18 protein-coding genes and 1 pseudogene are annotated in these 21,027 nt (G+C 38.5%); 12 read left to right on the top strand and 7 right to left on the bottom strand.

What is annotated here, in order from left to right; genetic code table 11:
• Positions 1 to 209 precede the first annotated feature (209 nt).
• Positions 210 to 1,123: pseudogene (locus tag H5117_RS03575) on the bottom strand (2OG-Fe(II) oxygenase family protein).
• A 323-nt stretch (positions 1,124 to 1,446) separates the two neighbouring features.
• Between H5117_RS03575 and H5117_RS03570 the strand changes: the two are divergent.
• Positions 1,447 to 1,686, top strand: coding sequence for a hypothetical protein (locus H5117_RS03570; protein WP_182695932.1), 240 nt, complete (start codon positions 1,447 to 1,449; stop codon positions 1,684 to 1,686).
• A gap of 68 nt (positions 1,687 to 1,754) precedes the next feature.
• Here H5117_RS03570 and msrA read toward each other — a convergent pair whose 3' ends face one another.
• A complete protein-coding gene (msrA, locus tag H5117_RS03565; protein WP_182736173.1) occupies positions 1,755 to 2,354 on the bottom strand; it encodes a peptide-methionine (S)-S-oxide reductase MsrA in 600 nt (199 codons plus the stop codon).
• A 281-nt stretch (positions 2,355 to 2,635) separates the two neighbouring features.
• Between msrA and H5117_RS03560 the strand changes: the two genes are divergently transcribed.
• Positions 2,636 to 2,830 (top strand): CPXCG motif-containing cysteine-rich protein, encoded by a 195-nt coding sequence (locus H5117_RS03560; protein WP_002962627.1) that lies wholly within the window; start codon positions 2,636 to 2,638, stop codon positions 2,828 to 2,830.
• Positions 2,831 to 2,888: 58 nt separating this feature from the next.
• On the opposite strand, the gene H5117_RS03555 is transcribed toward H5117_RS03560, so the two are convergent.
• Complete coding sequence (locus H5117_RS03555) at positions 2,889 to 3,089, bottom strand: hypothetical protein (protein ID WP_002962626.1); 201 nt, start codon at positions 3,087 to 3,089, stop codon at positions 2,889 to 2,891.
• Between the two features lie 107 nt (positions 3,090 to 3,196).
• Between H5117_RS03555 and H5117_RS03550 the strand changes: the two genes are divergently transcribed.
• The 3 genes from H5117_RS03550 (at position 3,197) to H5117_RS03540 (ending at position 5,379) form a co-directional block, all read left to right on the top strand.
• Positions 3,197 to 3,679 carry a GNAT family N-acetyltransferase gene (locus tag H5117_RS03550; RefSeq protein WP_182736172.1) on the top strand — a complete coding sequence of 161 codons (483 nt, stop codon included), beginning with the start codon at positions 3,197 to 3,199 and terminating at the stop codon, positions 3,677 to 3,679.
• A gap of 176 nt (positions 3,680 to 3,855) precedes the next feature.
• Entirely contained in the window at positions 3,856 to 4,467 is a 612-nt protein-coding gene (locus H5117_RS03545; protein ID WP_033029579.1) for a MarC family protein, read from the top strand.
• Between the two features lie 30 nt (positions 4,468 to 4,497).
• Positions 4,498 to 5,379 (top strand): alpha/beta hydrolase, encoded by an 882-nt coding sequence (locus H5117_RS03540; RefSeq protein ID WP_182715493.1) that lies wholly within the window; start codon positions 4,498 to 4,500, stop codon positions 5,377 to 5,379.
• 517 nt (positions 5,380 to 5,896) lie between these two features.
• Here H5117_RS03540 and H5117_RS03535 read toward each other — a convergent pair.
• Complete coding sequence (locus H5117_RS03535) at positions 5,897 to 7,036, bottom strand: MFS transporter (protein ID WP_182736171.1); 1,140 nt, start codon at positions 7,034 to 7,036, stop codon at positions 5,897 to 5,899.
• Between the two features lie 23 nt (positions 7,037 to 7,059).
• Positions 7,060 to 8,235, bottom strand: coding sequence for an MFS transporter (locus H5117_RS03530; RefSeq protein ID WP_182736170.1), 1,176 nt, complete (start codon positions 8,233 to 8,235; stop codon positions 7,060 to 7,062).
• A 108-nt stretch (positions 8,236 to 8,343) separates the two neighbouring features.
• On the opposite strand from H5117_RS03530, the gene H5117_RS03525 reads away from it, so the two are divergent.
• On the top strand, positions 8,344 to 9,255 hold the full coding sequence (locus H5117_RS03525; protein WP_182695936.1) for a LysR family transcriptional regulator: 912 nt from the start codon (positions 8,344 to 8,346) through the stop codon (positions 9,253 to 9,255).
• Positions 9,256 to 9,344: 89 nt separating this feature from the next.
• Here H5117_RS03525 and H5117_RS03520 read toward each other — a convergent pair whose 3' ends face one another.
• Positions 9,345 to 10,553 (bottom strand): porin, encoded by a 1,209-nt coding sequence (locus H5117_RS03520; RefSeq protein ID WP_182736169.1) that lies wholly within the window; start codon positions 10,551 to 10,553, stop codon positions 9,345 to 9,347.
• A 637-nt stretch (positions 10,554 to 11,190) separates the two neighbouring features.
• Here H5117_RS03520 and H5117_RS03515 point away from each other — a divergent pair.
• The 5 genes from H5117_RS03515 to H5117_RS03495 all read left to right on the top strand — a co-directional run bounded on the left by H5117_RS03515 (position 11,191) and on the right by H5117_RS03495 (position 18,480).
• Positions 11,191 to 12,780: an ABC-F family ATPase gene (locus tag H5117_RS03515; protein ID WP_076914937.1), complete on the top strand. Its 1,590-nt coding sequence runs from the start codon at positions 11,191 to 11,193 to the stop codon at positions 12,778 to 12,780.
• A 150-nt stretch (positions 12,781 to 12,930) separates the two neighbouring features.
• On the top strand, positions 12,931 to 13,413 hold the full coding sequence (gene purE / locus H5117_RS03510) for a 5-(carboxyamino)imidazole ribonucleotide mutase (protein WP_002962540.1): 483 nt from the start codon (positions 12,931 to 12,933) through the stop codon (positions 13,411 to 13,413).
• A 2-nt stretch (positions 13,414 to 13,415) separates the two neighbouring features.
• Complete coding sequence (locus H5117_RS03505; protein ID WP_182711244.1) at positions 13,416 to 14,567, top strand: 5-(carboxyamino)imidazole ribonucleotide synthase; 1,152 nt, start codon at positions 13,416 to 13,418, stop codon at positions 14,565 to 14,567.
• 112 nt (positions 14,568 to 14,679) lie between these two features.
• Positions 14,680 to 15,843: an endonuclease/exonuclease/phosphatase family protein gene (locus H5117_RS03500; protein ID WP_182695939.1), complete on the top strand. Its 1,164-nt coding sequence runs from the start codon at positions 14,680 to 14,682 to the stop codon at positions 15,841 to 15,843.
• Between the two features lie 132 nt (positions 15,844 to 15,975).
• Positions 15,976 to 18,480 (top strand): prolyl oligopeptidase family serine peptidase, encoded by a 2,505-nt coding sequence (locus H5117_RS03495; RefSeq protein WP_182736168.1) that lies wholly within the window; start codon positions 15,976 to 15,978, stop codon positions 18,478 to 18,480.
• A gap of 81 nt (positions 18,481 to 18,561) precedes the next feature.
• On the opposite strand, the gene rrtA is transcribed toward H5117_RS03495, so the two are convergent.
• Positions 18,562 to 19,146 (bottom strand): rhombosortase, encoded by a 585-nt coding sequence (gene rrtA, locus H5117_RS03490; protein WP_182194594.1) that lies wholly within the window; start codon positions 19,144 to 19,146, stop codon positions 18,562 to 18,564.
• Between the two features lie 97 nt (positions 19,147 to 19,243).
• Between rrtA and ggt the strand changes: the two genes are divergently transcribed.
• Entirely contained in the window at positions 19,244 to 21,022 is a 1,779-nt protein-coding gene (gene ggt, locus H5117_RS03485; protein ID WP_182736167.1) for a gamma-glutamyltransferase, read from the top strand.
• Positions 21,023 to 21,027 lie beyond the last annotated feature (5 nt).

The raw sequence follows: 21,027 nt of genomic DNA, 5'->3' as shown, positions 1-21,027 counted from the left end.
TTTGTTAAGCGAAGTACTGGGACATAAGAAAAGCAAGGCGGAAAATTTGTGTTATCTATTGTTATAAGTGGCGACAATATAGATTATGAATAGGGCGGTTTTTTTAATATTACTAAACTTAAAACGTCTTGGTTACTGGATGAGCTTTATTTTTATAAGGCTGCTTAAATTAGGCAGCCATTTGTATTTAAAACTTTAAAAGCGATTATTTAAAATGGTGCATAACCATCATTTGGTTTGTTTGGGTTAGTCCAGCGCTGTTTAGCATCAACAGGAATGCGTGGAGCACCTTGTGCTGGTAATCGACCGCGCTCCCCATACAACCACAATACAAAGTTAGTTCGCTCGCCACAGGTAATAGGCTTGGCTGCGTGTGCAATATTGCCTCGATGTAACATGGCAGTACCAGGCTTAAAGGTAAGTGATTTAATGTCACCTGTGTACGGGTGATAAAAGTCCACTTGTGACCCTGTAAACTCTTCGCCTGGTAAATTTAGGTTAATGTTAAGCGTTACAGCTGATGCGTCGGTATGTGGGCGAATTGACGAATCTGTATTTGGCTCATAATAAATTGAAAAGCCAAATGTTTGTGTATCAAACCCCATAACTTCCGAGAACAGCATACGTGAAATAGGGCGCATATAAGTGTTTAGTATTTCGTTATAAAATGCTTGAAAGCTTGGCGCGGCTAAATAACCTTCTGATCGGCTATCAAGCATGGCACCACGGCGATTTAACACTATGCCGTATGGCGGGCGCATAGGGATTTGCGAATTCCATACTTGTTCTAAATATCCGCGTAATACTGCTAGTCGCTCAGGATCAAAAAATTGAAATTGAAACACATCAGGCGCTACTTCGTGTAATAACGCTTTTACGGCTAGCTCTTTTGATGGATCTTCCCATGCTTGCTTTACTGCTTCGCGTAGGTTTTATCAAGTAGTGTGTCGTCAAGCGTAAACGTTGAGCTATCTATTGAAGTTGCTTCCCATTCGCTCCACGCGTTTGTAATTAGGTCAGTGTTGTTTATCCAAAAGTTTTGTACTGCTGGTTCACGGTAAAGCATGGCTTGTCGTGTTGGTAACTCTAGAGCACGCGCTAGTTGTAATTGGTTGGCAAACATTTTGTGTAACTCCAGTTGTTGAATTTTGTTTATATCAATTTAGGAGTGCAATTTATTGCATTTGATTTAGTAGATAAACAGCCTGCTTTAGGAAACAGAATATACTATTTATTGATAATGAATCCTAAAACTAAGTATCTTTAGTCAAGCAATACTGTCCACTTAAAGCGAAGTACCACGTATCCTATTTGCTATTCAAGCACTTAGCTTAATAACAAAGGCTTTATGAAATAGACGGTGTATAAATAAACCTTTATTATAAATTCCTTGTTTTGCCTATGTTATAGCTAGGATTTAATAGCAATATAAAATGGAGATTAATTGTGGAAGATAAATTAAAAGAAAAAAGTGTGACACAGAAATTTTTTGGTGAATATTCTTGGATGTATCAAGTTTCAGCGTTTGTTGCTTTTATTATGGCTATTTACATTAGCTTTAATGGAGAAGGAAATGTTTGGACACAGCTTGTGAGAGGTGATTTTAATTCTGCTTTGCTTGTTAGCATTGTTGGTTATTTATCTGAATTTAGATATCGATTTATTAAAGAATCTCGCAATAACTAAAATATTAAAAAGCTGATAATTAAACCAGCCTTTTAATATTTTACTGTGGTATACCTGATTTAACGCGATTAATGGGTTGCTCTGTCACCCCAAATTTCTTCTAGGCGGCTGTCGCGACCACAACGCCAACGATAAGTGTTGTATCGGATTGGATTGTTTTTGTAATAATCTTGGTGAAAGCTTTCCCTCCCTTTTATAGGGTAAAAGGTGCTTGCGTTTAGTATAGGTGTAACCACAGTTTGATTAGGGAACTCGGCTACAACAGCTGCTTTTGTTTTTTCAGCTAATTTACGTTGTTCGTCGTTTTGTACAAATATAGCGCTTAAGTAACTAGGGCCTTTATCACAAAATTGGCCTTTGGCATCAAAGGGATCAATATTTACCCAGTAATAATCAAGTATGCCCTGATAGCTAACTATGGCCGGATCGTATGTGATTTCTACGGCCTCGTAATGGCCTTTATGATTACCATTGTATGTCGGGTTTTTAAGTTTACCGCCAGTAAAGCCCGATATTACATCGGTTACGCCTTCTAGCTTTTCAAAGTCACTTTCCATACACCAAAAACAACCTCCAGCTAGAACGGCTTTTTCGGTTTTAGCTGCATGGGAGAATGTACTAAACAAAATAACGGCAGATGTTAATGCAAGCGTAAGTGATTTTTTCATAAAATTATCCATCTGTACTGTGAGTTTATAAATAGTTATAAAGTTAGACCCGCTAAGTGCTAATACAATTTCATTGTAGAGGGCTGGCCAACTTATCTATGGTGAAAAATATTGTGCTTTGACAAGTTTTATAGGGATAAGGCGAGTAACAAGATCACTATTTAAGTTAGTAGCACGGTTTAATTGGGTTAGCCAAGTATGCGTTATTTAATGTGGTGTTGAATTATGCTTACATGTTCATTAAAGTGACAACATTCGTGATATAAATTAGCAGGTGATAAATGAACCAGTTAACAGAAACATCAATAAGCTGCCCTTATTGTGGAGAAAGTATAGAAGTATTACTTGATGCAGCAGATATTGATGAGCAATACATAGAAGACTGCCAAGTGTGCTGTAAGCCTATTTCGTTTGTGGTATTTGAAAATGATGACGAGCTAAACGTTAATGTTTACAGCGAAGACGATGCATTTTAACTCGTTAATTAGATAGTAGGCTGCAAAATTGCAGCCTTTTTACTGTGTATGTGTTTGGTTAGCTATTTTGCTCACGCGCTAATTGGTTAGGTAGAAGTTCTTCTACTATTTCGCGTGCTGGAAGCGTATAGCGTGTGCCGTCAAACATTACTGAGGTAAACTCGTTAATATTAGTAATGCCTGTTAAGGTCCAGCCTTCGCCGCGCTTTGGGCAATATACTGTGGTAGTGGGTTGTATTACTTTAAAATCGTCACTCATTACGTTCTCTTACTCTTTTTGCTTTAAAGATAATGCTTGTTAATAGGGTATGGTAAGTTAATAATGCGTGCCCATAAAGAGCTAATTTAACTAACCACTTAAATAAAATGTTTAACACCACAAAGCTTGAGCGCGTTACGCTGCGTTTAGTTACCCACAAACACGCAGCGTGTTTATTTAATATTTTAAATCACCCGCACGTGTCAGAATTTAACGACTACGAAACACCACTTAGCAAAACGCAAATCAAACAATTAATACAAGATGATATTAGTGCATATTACGAAGGTGAAGTAATTCGAGTTGCAATTGAACATAATATATCTGGAAAGTTAATGGGTACTTGTGGGCTTTATAATTTAACCCCGTGTAAAAGTAGTGCGTTTATAGGATTTGAGCTGCATCCTGACTTTTGGGATAAGGGCGTAATGTTTGAAGTGGTGACCGGTTTTATTGAAACTCTAGTTAAGCATATTCCGCTTAAACATTTGTCTGCTGAGGTGAGTGCACATAATGCACGTTCCCATAATTTACTTATGAAACTAGGGTTTAGTTTAAGAGAAAATTCTGTCTGGCATAAATCACTTTAACTCAAGACGGCAATTATAAGTGCTTACCTTTTTTCAATCCTCAATCCTCAATCCTCAATCCTTAAAGCTCAGTAAATAAAATACAAAAAATAGCGGCTTTCTATTATAGTTAAGCGTAAGCAAATGAATTTGTTACCCGTGTTTTATTAAACATTTACGCTTAACAAGGATTTTATATGCTAGAAAAACTCTCTCAAGATGCGCTTGTAATTTGGGCGACCATTGACCCTATAGGCACAATGGCGCTGTTTGCTGCGCTTACTTCTCATTTAACTGATCAACAACGTCGTAAAACTGCATTTAAAACGGTGCTTTATGCTGGGGGCGTATTATTAGGGTCTATTTTAATAGGGCAACTAATACTTAATGCGATGGGAATTAGGTTGGTATCGTTTCAGTTAGGGGGCGGAATTATATTGTTTTTATTTGGCCTGCAAATGATTTTTGGAAACGATTCTAACAAAGCCAAACAAGACCCCGATCACGATATAGCCGTGTTTCCGCTTGCTATACCTGCAACGGCGACTCCTGGCGCTATTTTGGCGGTAATACTACTTACCGATAACCACATACACCCAATTACTACTCAAATAGGCACAGCGCTTGTTACACTTGGTGTGTTGGGTATTACCTTAATACTGTTGCTGCTTTCGGGTAAAATTATTAAGCTAATTGGTACTGGCGGCGCGTCTATTTTAACGCGTGTGATGGGGATGATTTTAGCCGCGTTTTCGGTTGAGCTTATTATGACCGCACTTGAAATAAAACAATGGGTTAAGCTCGATTAAATAACTCCTAAACATTGAAAGGAATGCCGTATGGCAATAAAAATAACAAAACACTATATTATTAATTTAAGTTTAGCCGTAGTCATTTTTGCTATTGGTATTTTAGCTATACGTTATTATAACCATTATGTATCGGCCTATACAGATGTAACAATTAACTCAAGCGTGCTTAATGAGTCGCGCAAAGTGTTTATAAGATTGCCCGCTAATTACAATCCGAAAAAAGCGTATCCGTTAATTATTAAAACCGATGGTAACTTTAATTTAGATACATGGGATAAAGCACTTACAAAACAAGCTAAGAGCGAAAAAGGGGATAAGGCTATATTGGTGTCTATTCCTAATTTGTTTTTTACAGATACACGTAATCGCGATTTAGTACCTCCTTATGCCCGCCAAGATGTAAATACACAAGCGCGTCCAGAGCATGAAACACTTATTGAACCAAATGGTGAAGCCGACAAGTTTTTAGCGTTTATTGAAACTGAGTTACTCCCTTATTTATCAGCAAAATATAAGCTTAGTAATAACCGTGTATTAAGTGGTTTTTCGGCAGGAGGTAGCTTTGTGCTTTATACACTGCATACAAAGCCTGAATTGTTTAATGGCTATTTTGCTTTTAGCCCTGCGGCTTGGTATGACGATATGACCGTAGTTAATAATTTAGAAGCGTTTTTAAGTGCTCAAGATAACAAAGTTAAGTCGTCTACTTATTTATATCTTTCGGTGGGTGGGGCAGAGCATCCGCTAATGTTAAAAGCGTTTAGTAATTTAGAGGCCGCTTTAACAGCAAACCCTAACAATAACCTTGTGTGGCAAAGCGCTATAAACAAAGGTGCTGAGCATTCAGATAATCCATCAATTAGTGTGGCTAAGGCATTAGCTGGTTATAGTACGTTTATTAAAAAGTAGGTTAGATTGATTTAAGCGCCAACTGTATGTATATACAGCTTTCGTTGTTTTATCTATTTATGAAAACGAATCAGCTTTATAACACTTTACTTAGTTTAATATTATTAACGACTTACAAAAAAGGTAGGTTTAAATTATTTTTGCACAGCAATTACATGTACTGTTTTTTATACAGTTCACAACTATTAAATTAGAATACCGTCAGTACCCATGAAGCATATACACATCTATTTGTTACTGCTTTTAATCAGCCTTTCGCCTTTGTGATCAGCAATAAGCAGTGTAAGTACTTTGCAATTTCAATATAGTTTCACCATTTTTTATACTCTTAATGCAATTATTATATATTAGCTGGTGGCTTTATAGCAAAAGAACACATCATACTAAGCATTGCTATAATGCTAAACTTAGCAATAGAGTCAAATTAGAAAAAAGTAATCAGGAAAGTAGTGCAAATAAAGCGGGAGGTTTAGATAAAAAAAGAGCATTTATAAAAATGCTCTTTTGTAAGTTACGACTACTTTGCTTTGGTCGGTTTAAAAAACAATACCAGTGCAATTATAAATGCTGAAACGCTACAAATTATAAATACGTTTTTCTCACCACCAGGTATATATTCCATAAATGAGGTAAAAAACTGACCCGAGAATACAGCCATCGTAAAGTACGATAAGTTACGGCCGCGTACTTTCACATCGCTGAGCTCTACCGTCATATGGTTTAAAAGCGGAATACTAAAACCAAATCCTATACCTATTAATATTGCGCCTAAAACTAAAAGTAGGGTGCTTGCTTGTGTAAAACAAATATACGATAAAGCAAAGGCTAAAAAGGCTAATGCTAACACCTTAGGCTCACCAAATTTCTTTGTTATTTTAGGCATAAAGCCTGCAGTAACTACAGCCACTAAAGATATAAATGCGAGTAGTTGGCCTATTTGTGACTCGTTAAAGTTTTGCTGGTTCATTGTAATGGGCAGTAAAACGGTTGATGTAAAAAATATGGTCATCGCAAGTGTTGAAATTACATAAACGCTTTTTAACGAGAGGCCATTGTTAGCTTTGTGGTGTAGATGTTCTGGCGCTTCATCGTTATTACTAACCAGTGAGTTTTTACTTGGCACAAACAATAAAAGCATGGCTAAAAATACCCAGGCAATTAAATAAAGCGCGAGCGGTAAACCCCAAAACAGTGAAGCTAAATAACCACCTAAAAATAAAAATATTACTCCGCCAAGTTCTATTGCCATGCCTTGTTTGGCTATCATGCCTAAGCGAGCTTCACCTTTGTACCAAGTAGAAATTAATACAGTGCAGCCAGCCATCACTATGGCCGTTACACCACCAAGAATAAATCGGTTAATAAATACAAGTGTTGGACCATATAAAAAATAGCCGCTGGCACCTACAAAGCCATATAAAAATAATCCAATTATTAAAAGTTTATACGCGCCATATTTATCTATTAACCGACCGGCAATTGGCGCAAATACAACAGCACCTAAAGAAGGTAATGTAATTAAAAGTACAGTGTTATTAGTTATACCTAAACCGTTTGAAATGCTAACTAAGCCTGGCGCTAAAAGAGTGCCAACCATAATGGTTAAGCTGGCTATACATAACAACGTAAAGCTACCGGCCGCTTTGAGTGAATTCATCGTTTCTCCAATTAATGTAAAAATTAGGCTTTTTTAGCAAGGGCATTAAAAATCCCGCTAATAACTATAAAAATAATACTTATGGCAATTACGCCATCCCATTTGTATAAATCAAATGCTTTTACACCTGCTGCAGAGCCAACGGCTCCGCCTATGTAATAACCGAGCATATAAATGCCGTTTATTCTGCTTTGTGCGCTTGGATCTATACTAAAAACACGCACTTGGTTAGCCACTTGCGCACTAAATATGGCAAAGTCGATTAAAATAATACCAATAACCAACGACGCTAAACTGCCATTAAACAAACCTGTAATAGTAAAGCCGATTGCCGCAAGCGTAAGTGCAATCATAATTAGAGCTTTAGACCCTAGTTTGCTGACCCATTTACCCGATGACTTAGCGCCTATTACGCCAGCCAATGCTATTACACCAAATAAACCAGCTTGTTGAGCGTTGTAGTTAAATGGCTCATCACTAACATAAATTGCAAGTGTTGCCCAAAGCACATTAAATGATGCAAACCAAAATGCGCCCGAAAGTGTAAAATGCTGCAGTGATTTATGTTTAATAAACAACGCCAACGTACTTTTAATGAGAGGCCAATAACGCAAATTAGTGTGTGGCTTATTGCTAGGTAAAAACACGCGCAGTAATATACCAAATAATGCTGCGAGTACTGCCGACATTAAAAATACACTTCGCCAACCAAATTGCTCACCTACAAATCCACTTAACGTTCTTGAAAGTAAAATACCGATAGTTAAGCCCATCATTAATGTGCCTAACGTGGCACCTTTTTGCTCGCTCGATACAAGCGATGCTGCAAAGGGTATTAATTGCTGGGTTATATTGGCGCTTACACCAATTAAAAATACCGATATAAGTAATAAAGGTAAGTTAGGTGCAAGCATTGCTGCACTACAAGCCACTACTAATAAGCTCGACAAAATAGTAATTAAACGCCTGCGAGCAATCGAGTCACCCAAAGGAGAAATAAATGATAACGCAAACGCGTAACCAATTTGTGTAAGCGCGGGAATACTCCCAAGCTGTGAATCAGTTAAATTAAATTCGTTCGCTATAAGCGGTAAAATAGGCTGGTTGTAGTATAAGTTTGCTGCTGTTGCGGCAATTGCAGTGGTCATTAGTAATAAAATAAATCGACTTAATGACTGATTTTGTTTGGGTTTGGTCATAGCTGTCTAGTGTTGTTAACTCATGCCGCTATGGTATGAGTTCTTTACCTATAACAAAAATGATATTATTTTATAGAATCTATACAAAAAATGTATTTAAGGTGCGTAATGGATATTAAAACATTAAAAAGTTTTGTCAGCGTGGCTAAGCATCAGAGTTTTTCAGAAGCGGCCAAAGAGCTACACACCGTGCAACCTGCAATAAGTAGGCATATTGCACAGCTCGAAAGCGAGCTTGATGTTGTGCTGTTTATAAGAAATTCACGCGATGTTGCAATAACTCAAGCGGGTGAGCAGCTATTAAAAGATGCACGCGCTATTTTGGCTCTAGCTGACAAAGCTAAAACTCAGGTTAAACGTGCCCACAACGGGCAGGTAGGTACACTTAATATTGCGCACTTAAGCTCGGCATGTTTAGCCTTTATGGCAGCACTGGTTCGAGAATACAAACAGCAATACCCAAGCGTGCACGTTACATTGTTTGAAATGACCGCAACTGAGCAGATACATGCGTTTAAAAATGATTTAATTGATGTGGGTTTTTCACGGCCTTTACCTGATTCGATTAATGATGAATTTGTAAGTCATACTATTTATGTAGATTCATTAGTGGCCATAGTTAATCAAAACCATGCGCTGGCAAATTATAAAAACATTGATTTAGTTAAACTAAAAAATGAGCCATTTATCATTTTTAATAGAGAGGAAGCACTTGGTCTTTTTGATGAAACCATTTTGCAATGCAAACAAGCTCGTTTTTCACCGAACATTATTAGCCAACCTCGACATATGCAAACATTAGTTACCGAAGTGGCTGCAGGCCTTGGTGTGGCAATTGCGCCTTATTGCGTACGTAAATTGTATAGTAAAGGGTGCCATTTTATAAAATTGAGCGATGTATTTACGCAAATTCCGGTGCTATTACAATTTAAAAAAGCAGATACCAATGCGGCTGTTAATGCATTTGTTGAAATAGCCTTAAATGCAAAACCAAGTATTAAAAAAAGTATGGCGGAATAAAAAAGCCCAATTAAAAAAGTCAAAAGGGCTAAAAGGGTTGTGCTTAGGGAAGTTGTAGTCGTTTTTAAACTTATATTTAGAGCTTATATTTAGAACTTATATCTAAAACCAAATGCTATACCGTCGTCTTCCGACTGCTCCATTTGTGCTTGTTGATCGTCGTTATCACTTTCGAAGTCACTAAAGTCCTTACGCGCTTCTATGTAGGCAATAGTAGCTTCGTCAATTAGGTAATGAAGGCCAATAACAGCAAACTGACGCTTAAATACATCGTTAGGATCGGCGTTAAAGTTTGGCTGAATTACGTAACCATCACCGGCATCAAACACGTTGTAGGCAATAAAAGGGCGAAAATCGTTATCAAAGCGGTAAGATGCGAATGTTTCTACACCGATTGCGTCTTTAATTAAGCGACCGATGTTATCTGTGTCGTGGTTTTTGTTTTTATTTACGTTGGCTGCAACGTATAGGCCGGGCTCATCAATGTTGCCCCACATAATACCTGCACCATAAATTAAATCTTCAACATTGCGAGTAGAACCATCGCCAAACGTTAAATCAAACTCACCACGGTTAACACCTGCTGTAAGTGTTAGCATGTCAGTTGGGGTATAAGTTACAGACGCACCAAATGTGTAATTAAATTCAACTTCTTGGGCTGCACTATCGCCAGAGTTCCAAAGTGCTTCACATTCTTCTTCTGAAATGTCGGTGACGTCACAGGTATAAAATTCGCTGTTTTTAAGCTGCGCTTGTACTGCAAAACTAAAATCGTTATAGCTATTGCGGTACTGCACTAATTTATCTCCACGGCCAGTGCCATTAACAGCGCCATCGTCTTTGTTATAGGTGTAAACACCAGCCGCATTGCCATCCCATACAAAGCTATTATTTGTGCCGTAAACTACGTCGTACCATGCACCCCATTGTTTACCAATGGTAAGTTGGCCATATTTTTCGTGCGAAAGCCCTGCGTAACCTAAACGGTTGTATAAAAACTCATCCTGGATAGACTCAAAACGATTGTTATAAATAATATCGCTGCTGCCAACAGGGTTTACACCCCATTCTACGAGTGCGAGTGCGGTCCAGTCTTTCTTAAGCTTTCGGGTAAATCCAAAGTTAATGCGCGAGGTACCGTTAACAACTTCGGTTTCGTTTTGTGTATTAATTACACGCACATCAAGATATCCACCAACTTCAACAGTATTTTTGTCATCTTTGTATAATTCAACTGCCGAAACAGCGGGTGCGAATACAATACTTGCGCTAATAAGCGTCGCTAATTTTTTGCTCATCTTGTGTGTTGCCCTGTGTAAATTGGTCAATTTTTTACGTAGGTAAAAATTCAGATTTGAAGACTAACAAAGCAATAAACGGCTCAAAAGTGAAAAATACTCAATAAAATTAATCGTTAAACTTAACGGATATTCACTAAAGGTTAATTTTGTTTTTCAGGTGTTGCAAAAGTTTATGTTTTTAATGATTTGATAGGTAAATAGGATGAGAAATTAGCGATGTATAAAAATTGTAATTTGAATTAATTTCATCTTGGTTAAAAAGTAGTAACTAGTGTAAAAGCTCTAAAAGTACTTTATTTTCATAAATATAACTTTTTATTATTACAGGGTGAACAAAAATGAGTTAAGTAGACACACAAACACGTTAAAAGTGTTTTTACTCTAATTTGTATCGTAATTTCTAATCTCTTATGCCTGTTTATAAAACATACTTTATGGATTTTAATTAGAATTAGTTGAATAAAAATTAACGAAACCATTAAATCTAATCCGTTATTTTTACTACTAACTACATAGCCATAATAAATGGCTAAAACGCAGTGGTTTGCTTTTAAACTTTCATAGAAAAACAGGCCATTTTGGTTTAAACTGCGCGCAATTTAAATACATCATTACTCCTTTGGAGGGTAGCGCTATTATTAGTACAGCTAATGTCACCATGCAATTTGGTGCTAAACCATTATTTGAAAATATCTCAGCAAAATTTGGCGATGGTAACCGCTACGGTTTAATCGGTGCAAATGGTTGTGGTAAATCAACATTTATGAAAATTTTAAGTGGTGAGCTTGAAGCGTCTTCAGGTAATGTAAGTACTGATCCTAACGAACGCGTTGCTAAACTTAACCAAGATCAGTTTGCCTACGAAGAATACTCAGTAATCGATACCGTGATTATGGGCCACAAAGAGTTGTGGGAAATTAAACAAGAACGAGACCGTATTTACTCTTTACCTGAAATGAGTGAAGAAGATGGTATGAAAGTAGCCGATCTTGAAACTGAATTTGCTGAAATGGATGGTTACTCTGCAGAATCTAAAGCAGGTGAGCTTTTATTAGGTGTAGGTATTGGCACTGACCAACACTTTGGCCCAATGTCAGAAATTGCACCGGGTTTTAAGCTGCGCGTGCTACTTGCACAGGTATTATTTTCAGACCCAGACATTATGCTACTTGATGAGCCTACTAATAACTTGGATATTTACACCATCAAGTGGTTAGAAGACGTGTTAAATCAGCGCGACTGTACCATGATAATCATCTCGCATGACCGTCACTTTTTAAACTCTGTGTGTACACACATGGCCGACATTGACTACGGCGAGCTTCGTATTTACCCAGGTAATTATGACGAATACATGTTTGCAGCAACGCAAGCACGTGAGCAATTACTTAACGAAAACGCGAAAAAGAAAAACCAAATTGCTGAACTTCAACAGTTTGTATCTCGTTTCTCTGCTAATGCATCTAAAGCTAAGCAAGCAACATCGCGTGCTAAACGTATCGACAAAATCCAATTAGACGAAGTTAAAGCATCTTCACGCCAAACGCCGTTTATCCGTTTTGATCAAGAAAAGCAGTTATTCAGAAACGCACTTGAAATGACAAACTTAACACAAGGTTTTGACGACAATACGTTGTTTTCTGGACTTGAAGGTTTAGTAGAAGTTGGCGAACGTATTGCTATTATTGGTGAAAATGGTGTTGGTAAAACAACATTACTTAATACATTAGCAGGGCGCCTAGCACCTAAAGCTGGTGAGTTTAAGTTCTCAGAAAACGCGAATATTGGTTACTACGCGCAAGATCACGCTGATGAGTTTGCAACCGACATGAACTTGTTTCAGTGGATGGAGCAATGGCAACAAGAAGGCGACGACGAGCAAGTGGTTCGTAGCTTCTTAGGCCGTATGTTATTCTCTCAAAACGATATTAAAAAATCAGTTAAAGTAATTTCAGGTGGTGAGCAAGGCCGCATGTTGTTTGGTAAAATTATGATGCATAAGCCAAACATATTGTTAATGGATGAGCCAACTAACCACATGGATATGGAATCAATTGAAGCGCTTAACTTAGCCCTTGAAGCTTACGAGGGTACATTGATGTTTGTTTCCCACGACCGTCAGTTTGTATCATCGGTTGCAACCCGTATTTGGGAAATTAAAGACGGTAAAGTTATCGACTTTAGAGGCAACTACGCCGAATACTTAGCGAGTAAAGAAGCTTAATTAGCTATTTACCCGTTAACTCAAAAAAGCCATGTTTAAACATGGCTTTTTTGTTTTTGTGAGTCGCAATTAAACTTGGTTTGGGTATAATACCCGCCTAAAACCGGACATAAGTCCGCTATTTTTAAAATACATTACTGAGGAGTATTTATGACTGTTGGCATTATTATGGGTTCAAAATCAGATTGGCCAACCATGGAACATGCAGCACTTATGCTAGAGCATTTTGGCATTAAGTACGAAACCAAAGTCGTGTCTGCACACCGCACTCCTCAATTACTTGCTGATTACGCAAGTTCAGCCGCAGAACGTGGTATTAAAGTTATTATTGCTGGTGCTGGCGGCGCAGCGCATTTACCTGGTATGGCGGCTGCTTTTACGTCGCTTCCTGTACTTGGTGTACCTGTAAAATCAAAAGCATTAAATGGTGTTGATTCACTTTTATCTATTTGCCAAATGCCTAAAGGCGTTGCAGTAGGTACGCTTGCAATTGGTGAGCCGGGCGCAGCAAACGCGGGTTTATTAGCTGCACAAATTTTAGGATGTCAAAATCCAGAAATTTTTGCAAAAATTGAAGCGTTTCGTAAAGCTCAAACCGACACTATATTAGCTAATCCAAACCCTGCAGAGTAATAATGAATATTTTAATATTAGGTGCAGGGCAACTTGCACGTATGATGAGCCTTGCAGGAGCGCCGCTTAATTTAAACGTTGTTGCGTACGATGTAGGCAGTAAACAAATTATGCACCCGCTAACCGGTGAGGTTTATAACACGTCGCTTGAGCAAGCAATATCAAACGCTGATGCCATTACTGCCGAGTTTGAGCACATTCCTGATGATGTTTTAACCCTTTGCTGTAACAGTAATAAGTTTTACCCAGGTAAAGCCGCTATTAAAACCGGTGGCGATCGCTCGCTTGAAAAGGCATTGCTTGATAAAACAAACGTAACTTGTGCGCCGTACCAATTAATTACTGAAAAAGCGCATTTAGAACTTGCCGTTAAAACTCTAGGTAAACCACTTGTAATTAAAACATGCCAAGCGGGTTACGACGGAAAAGGCCAATGGCGTTTAAAATCGGATGATCAAATAGACGAGATTTGGTCACAAATGGCTGATTTTATTGCATCGGGCACCGAGCTTGCGCCACATACGATTATTGCTGAAAAAATGATCCCGTTTGATCGTGAAGTATCTATTATTGGTGCGCGCGACAAACACGGTAATGTTGCTATTTATCCGCTAACAGAAAACGAGCACACAAATGGTGTATTAACGCTTTCTATTGCCGGTAAAAATAATCAAAGTGTTGAAGCTCAAGCAAACGATGCATTTACAAAAATAGCAAACGAGCTTAACTACGTTGGCGTATTAGCAATTGAGTTTTTTGATGTAAGAGGCACGTTACTCGTTAACGAAATTGCACCGCGTGTACATAACTCAGGCCACTGGACGCAACAAGGCTGCCATTGCTCACAGTTTGAAAACCACATGCGTGCTGTTGCAGGTTTGCCGCTTGGTAATACAGAGCTTAAACACATTACCGCGATGATAAACGTATTAGGCCAACCAAGTATTCCAAGTGAAGTATTAAAAACGGTTGATGTAACGAGCCATTGGTACGGTAAAACAGCTAAGCCAGGTCGTAAAATGGGCCATATTAATGTATCAGCTGTTAATATGAGTGAGCTTGCGGACAAACTTGGTGAACTTACAGAGTACCTACCAGAGCAAGATTATCCTGGTATTTTAAAAGCAGCTGCCAATTTAGTGCTCAGTGAATAGTTATCATACCTTTATATAAATACCGGCTTAAGCCGGAATTTTTTTGTCATAAAAATGGGCTTTGAATATGTAATACTGTTAAAGTCTAATTTTAAATTTGTGAAGTAAAACAATGAAACTAAAAACAATATCTGGCGTGCTAGCCATTACTGCATTATTTAGCTTAAATACATTTGCATCGGAATCTCTTCGTGTTGCAACTTTTAATGTAAGTATGGATGCAACTAATCACACGCCTAAAGGTGAGCAAGTTAAAAGTGATGCTTTAGTTAATGCACTTAAAGCTAACCACCAGCAAATTAAGAACATAGCGGAAATTATTCAGCGTGTTCGCCCTGATATTATTTTACTTAACGAATTTGATTACATCCCAAAAGAGCAAGGCATTGAATACTTTAATCAGCATTATTTAAATGTAGGTCAGCAAAAACAAGCCGCTATTAACTACCCTTACTCTTATATTGCACCAGTAAATACAGGCCTAGCTACCGAGTTTGATTTAGATAACGATGGCAATAAAAATGGCGTGATGGGCGATGCACAAGGCTTTGGCTTTTTTGAAGGGCATTATGGTATGGCTATTTTGTCAAAATACCCAATTAATTTTGATAAAGTAAGAACCCTTCAAACCTTTAAATATAAAGACATGCCAAATGCACAAATGCCTGTGATGCCTAAAACAGGTGAAAACTGGTATAACGCACAAGAATGGCAAGCACTTAGACTCAGTTCTAAATCGTTTTGGGATTTACCTATCAGCATAAATGATAAAACAATTCATGTTATTGCATCTCACCCAACACCGCCTGTATTTGACGGTGAAGAGGATAGAAACGGCAAGCGTAACCACGATGAAGTAAGATTAATTGCCGATTACGTTTCAAATGCTAAGTATATTTATGACGATAAAGGCGAAAAGGGCGGTTTAAAAGTTCACTCTCGTTTTGTTATTTTAGGCGATTTAAATGCAGCCCCTGAGGGGGACAAAGCCCGTACAAATACCACCGACCAATTACTTAAAAACCCACTTATCAACGCAAGCTTTGTTCCAAAAAGCGAAGGTGCTAAAGAGCAGTATGATGTGCCATATGCACAAAATTACAGTGCTAATTGGCAAGCCCGTGTTGATTACGTTTTACCATCAAACTATGGTTTAAAAATTAAGGACGGTGGTGTGTTTTGGCCTACTAAAATGAGTAGTGAGTATCGCTTAATTAAAGATAGAAACGCATCGAGCGATCACCGCATGGTTTGGCTTGATTTGGTAATTGAATAACGCCTGTTAACAAGAGAAGCGCTAGTAAACTGAGCTTTACCCTGTTTAATGGCTATTTATCTTAAAAAATTGCAATAACTTAAGTGCTTCTGCTTAAATACGGCTTAATTATAATAACCGTATAGAAGCACTATGATTTTTAATCTTTCTTCATCTAAAACGTTAGTGGCCTTAGCTGTTGCCTCAAGTGTTATGCTTGCAGGTTGTAGCGCTACCGCTAATACCTCTTCAACACAGCAAAGTGCTTTACCAGCAACTAAAATTGCTGCGGTTGTAAACACGCCAGCAGATATCGGCTCACAAAAAATAACGCTAGAACAAGCAATGGCCGATCCGGATTGGATGGGTAATCAGCCAGAGGGTGCTTACTGGGCGAGCGATTCGTCTACTATTATTTATGCTCAAAAAGAGCAAGGTAATACATTACGCAATTTATTTAGCCAATCTGTTACTAGCCAAACAGCAGAGCAAGTAGCTCTTAATAAACTTCATACTGTGGGTTCAAATAAAGCCGTTTATTCTAAAAATAAAACAATGGCGGCCTACACATTTAAAGGCAATGTATTTGTTAAAAACCTAAAAACCGGCGAACTTAAACAAATTACAGCTACATCAGCAAACGAGTCAAAGCCACAATTTTTAAATAATGGCGATTTAGTTTACCGCCAAGGCAATGTATTTTTTAAAGTTGATTTAAAAACAGGCTTAACGAGCGAGCTTGCTAACTTAAAACTTGCTGATGAGCCAAAAGGTATTGAAGAGCCAAGCACGTATATTGCTAAAGAGCAGCATAAATTGATTAAATTTGTAGCGCTTCAACAAAAAAATAAAAAAGATAAGCAAGCACGCAGTGAGCAAATTAATGAACAAAACGATTCAATTGCTAACACAGCTTATTACTTAGGCGAAGGAAATACCGTTGCAGAAGCGCAGCTTTCGCCAAATGGTGATGCGCTGTTAGTCGTTGTACAAAAGCAAACAGACTGGCGTGGTGATGGCGATATTATGCCTAACTACATTACAAATGACGCCACTATAGAACCTAAAAAAGCACGCCGCCGTGTAGCCGACGCTAAAGAAGAAACCTCAAAGCTTGTCTACATCAATTTAACTAACAAAGAGCAAACATCACTTAGCTTTAATACCTTACCGGGCTTTGACGAAGATGTTTTAGCCGCAGTTAAAAAAGAAAATTATGCACGTGATGGTAAAACATATAAGTCTAAAAAGGCACCTCGTGGTATTAACCTTATTATGGACTGGGGTTTTGAGCAAAGCCCAATAGTATGGAACGATGACGGCTCGCAAGTGGCTATCATGCTCGAAGCATGGGACAACAAAGACCGTTGGCTTGCTACTGTAGATTTTAAAAACAACAAACTTGTGTCGCAACATCGCCTGCATGACGACGCATGGATTGCTTATGCGTTTAACGACTTTGGGTGGTTACATAACTCGAACACGCTTTATTACCTATCGGAAGAGTCGGGTTACAGCCAGCTTTATAAAAAACCAGTTAATGGTAGTGCAACCGCGCTAACACAAGGCCAATTTGAGGTTTCTAACTTAACGCTTACAAGTGACGACAGCGCAATTTATTATAAAGCGAATGTTGAACACCCAGGTCTGTACGAAATTTACCGCGTTAACCCGCAAACTGGTAAGAGTGAGCAAGTTACTGACTTAAACGGCATGACCGATTACACGTTGAGCCCAGATGAAACTAAGTTACTCCTTAAGCACTCTACAATTACGATGCCTAATGAGCTTTATGTAGCTGACGCACAAGCCAATACAAAAGCAACGCGATTAACTCATACAGTGTCGGATGAGTTTTTAGCTAAAAAGCTAACTGCACCTAAAATTGTTGCTGTGCCATCGAGCCATACCGAACAACCAATATACGCAAAAGTGTACTACCCAGCTGATTACGTAGAAGGTGAAGTAGGTAAAAATCGCAAAGCAGTTATTTTTAACCACGGCGCGGGTTACTTACAAAACTCACATATGGGATTTTCGGTTTATTTTCGTGAATTTATGTTTCATTCATTGCTCGCTGATGAAGGTTACATAGTAATGGATATGGATTACCGCGCATCTAAAGGTTACGGGCGTGATTGGCGCACCGCAATTTATCGTCAAATGGGAACGCCTGAAACACAAGATTTAGCCGATGGCGTTAAATGGATGGCGCAAAATGCCAACGTTGATACCAAAGCAGTCGGCACTTATGGTGGCTCTTACGGCGGCTTTATGACCTTTATGGCATTGTTTACCGCGCCTGAGTTGTTTCAATCGGGTGCGGCACTTAGACCTGTTACCGATTGGGCACATTACAATACAGGTTATACAGCTAATATATTAAACCATCCTGATGTTGACCCGATTGCGTATGAGCGCAGCTCGCCAATTTATTACGCTGAGGGCTTAAACAAACGTTTATTAATTAATGCCCCAATGGTTGACGATAACGTGTTTTTTCAAGACTCAGTGCGTTTAGTACAGCGCTTAATAGAGCTTGAAAAACAAAACTTTGAAACAGCTATATTCCCTGTTGAACCGCATGGCTTTGTACAGCCTTCAAGCTGGTTAGACGAATACCGCCGTATTCATAAATTATTTAAAGAAACGCTTTAAGCTTTAATTATAAAAACAAAAACGCCGCATTGGTTTAGTTAACTAATGCGGCGTTTTTATTGGGTTGAACAAAATCTAACTTTATTTTTTCTTTTTAAAGAGCTCTATAACCAGTGGTATGGCAAGCAGAGTCCCGCCAATTACACCAATTAAATGTGCATCAATAGCCACAGTGGAGTTAATAAGCTTTCCTATATCAGCATTAGGGCCGCTAAATTGCTCAAACGCTATTTTAATCCATACGCCTATAAATAATAAATACCCCGACTTAAGCCCTACAGTTATATCTTTAACTGCCCCCCAAATAATTACGCCATGCAGCAGAGCACTTAATCCGGTATAAATATGTATGCTTGGGCAAAACCAATACACGCCAAGTCCACACCACAGTGCCAGCGCACTTATATTAACGGCGTAACGAGTAGGTGATGTGTATTCGCCATGTAGTAACCATATTAGTAAAACACCACTGGCATTTAGTCCCAAATGAGCCCAATTAGCATGAACAAATTGGCTAGAAAAGATTCGCCACAGTTCGCCATCATCAATTAGGCTTCGGTTAAATTCAAGTAAACTATTTAAATCAAATGCAGCAAAAATGGTACTAAAAAGCAGCAAAATAATAGGCGGTAATATATAACGAGGTTGAATAGGTAAATTAAGCATTTTATTATATTTTTTTAGTCAAAATTTTTGCATATTGTGCCCGTTTAACTTTAAGATGCCAAATACAACTACGTAATTAAGTGTTTTTAGTATTTTTATGCATTTTAAACTTAACTCATTATTTGCCATTGGACTGTGCGCAGTATCACTGCCTTCATTTGCACAGCAAGCAACTCAAATTGAAACTCGCGAACCTGAAGCCGCTACCGGATTAATCCATAAAGAAGTAGTGCAGGGTAATAAATACATGGTTGCTGCGGCAAATCCATATGCCTCAAGAGCCGGTCAACAAATTTTAGCCCAAGGTGGCAGTGCCGTAGATGCTGCGATTGCTACTCAACTAGTGCTTACTTTAGTTGAACCGCAATCATCAGGTATTGGCGGTGGTACATTTATGATGTATTACAACAAAGCTAACAATAAATTGACTAGTTTTGATGGCCGCGAAACAGCACCTGCAAATGCAGACGAAACGCTGTTTTTAGATAAGCACGGCAAAGCCGTTAAATGGATTGAAGCCGTAGTAGGCGGACGCTCTGTTGGTGTGCCTGGTATTTTACATGCCTTTGCAAGCGCGCATAAACAATACGGTACATTGCCGTGGGAAGCGCTTTTTAAACCGGCTATTGAACTTGCAGAGCAAGGCTTTGTAATTTCGCCGCGTTTACATGGCTTATTAGCACGCCAGTTAAACCCAGGCGTGTTGAGTATGCCGATTATTAACGAATACTTTTACCCAAATGGTAAGTTAATTGAAGTAGGTAGTGTTAAAAAGAATCAACCGCTTGCTGATTTATACAAAGACATTGCAAAGCAGGGCATTGATGCATTTTACAAAGGCGAAAATGCAAAACAAATGGTTAATGCTGTACAGCACTCTAAAATAGCCCCTGGTAAATTAAGTGTGCAAGATTTAGCAGATTACAAAAGTAAAGAACGCGATGCGGTATGTATACAATACCGTGCTTATAACGTGTGTTCTATGGCGCCACCAAGTAGTGGCGGTGTAGCTGTGCTACAAATGCTTGGCCTACTTGAGCATAAAGATATGAGCGCACTTAAACCAAATGGCGAAAAGGCGATTCATTACTTTAGCCAAGCTTCGCGTATTGCATTTGCCGATCGCGATATGTACATGGGCGATCCCGATTTCACGCAAGTACCTACAAAAGAGCTATTAAACAAAGATTACATTGCCTCACGCGCTAAATTAATTACCGAAACAGACCAAAAAGCCGTAGCCGGTAATCCAGTAGGGTACCTAAGTTATGCAATGGATGATTCATACGAGTTACCTTCTACTTCTCATGTCTCTATTGTAGATAGTAAAGGTAATGCCGTTTCGATGACTAGTTCAATTGAAATGGCGTTTGGCTCCACGGTTATGGTTAATGGCTTTATTTTAAATAACCAACTAACTGACTTTTCGTTATCGCCACGTAAAAACGGCAAGCTTGTAGCAAACCGTGTAGAGGCTGGTAAACGCCCGCGTAGCTCTATGTCACCGGTAATGGTATTTAATAAAGATGGCAGCTTACGTTTAATTGTAGGCTCACCTGGCGGTAGTCGTATCATAGATTACGTTGCACAAGTTGTTGTGGGTGTTATTGACTGGAATTTATCAGCGCAAGACGCTATTAACTTACCGCGTACAACAAATCGTAACGATTATACCAGCCTTGAAAAAGGCACAGCTATTGAAGCCATTGCGCCTGCGCTTACTAAACGCGGCCACAATGTACGTATTATTGATTTAAATTCAGGCTTACACGCAGTTGAAGTTAAAAATAATACCTTATATGGTGGCGCTGATCCGCGCCGTGAAGGTGTTGCGTTATCTGATTTAACTGATAATAACGCCACTATCAAATTTTAAATTAT

The sequence above is a fragment of the Pseudoalteromonas sp. SG45-1 genome (genome assembly GCF_014164135.1).
In the GTDB taxonomy this organism is placed as follows: domain Bacteria; phylum Pseudomonadota; class Gammaproteobacteria; order Enterobacterales; family Alteromonadaceae; genus Pseudoalteromonas; species Pseudoalteromonas distincta.
The sequence above is the reverse complement of the archived record's forward strand: the minus strand, read 5'-3'. Positions and strand labels throughout refer to the sequence as shown.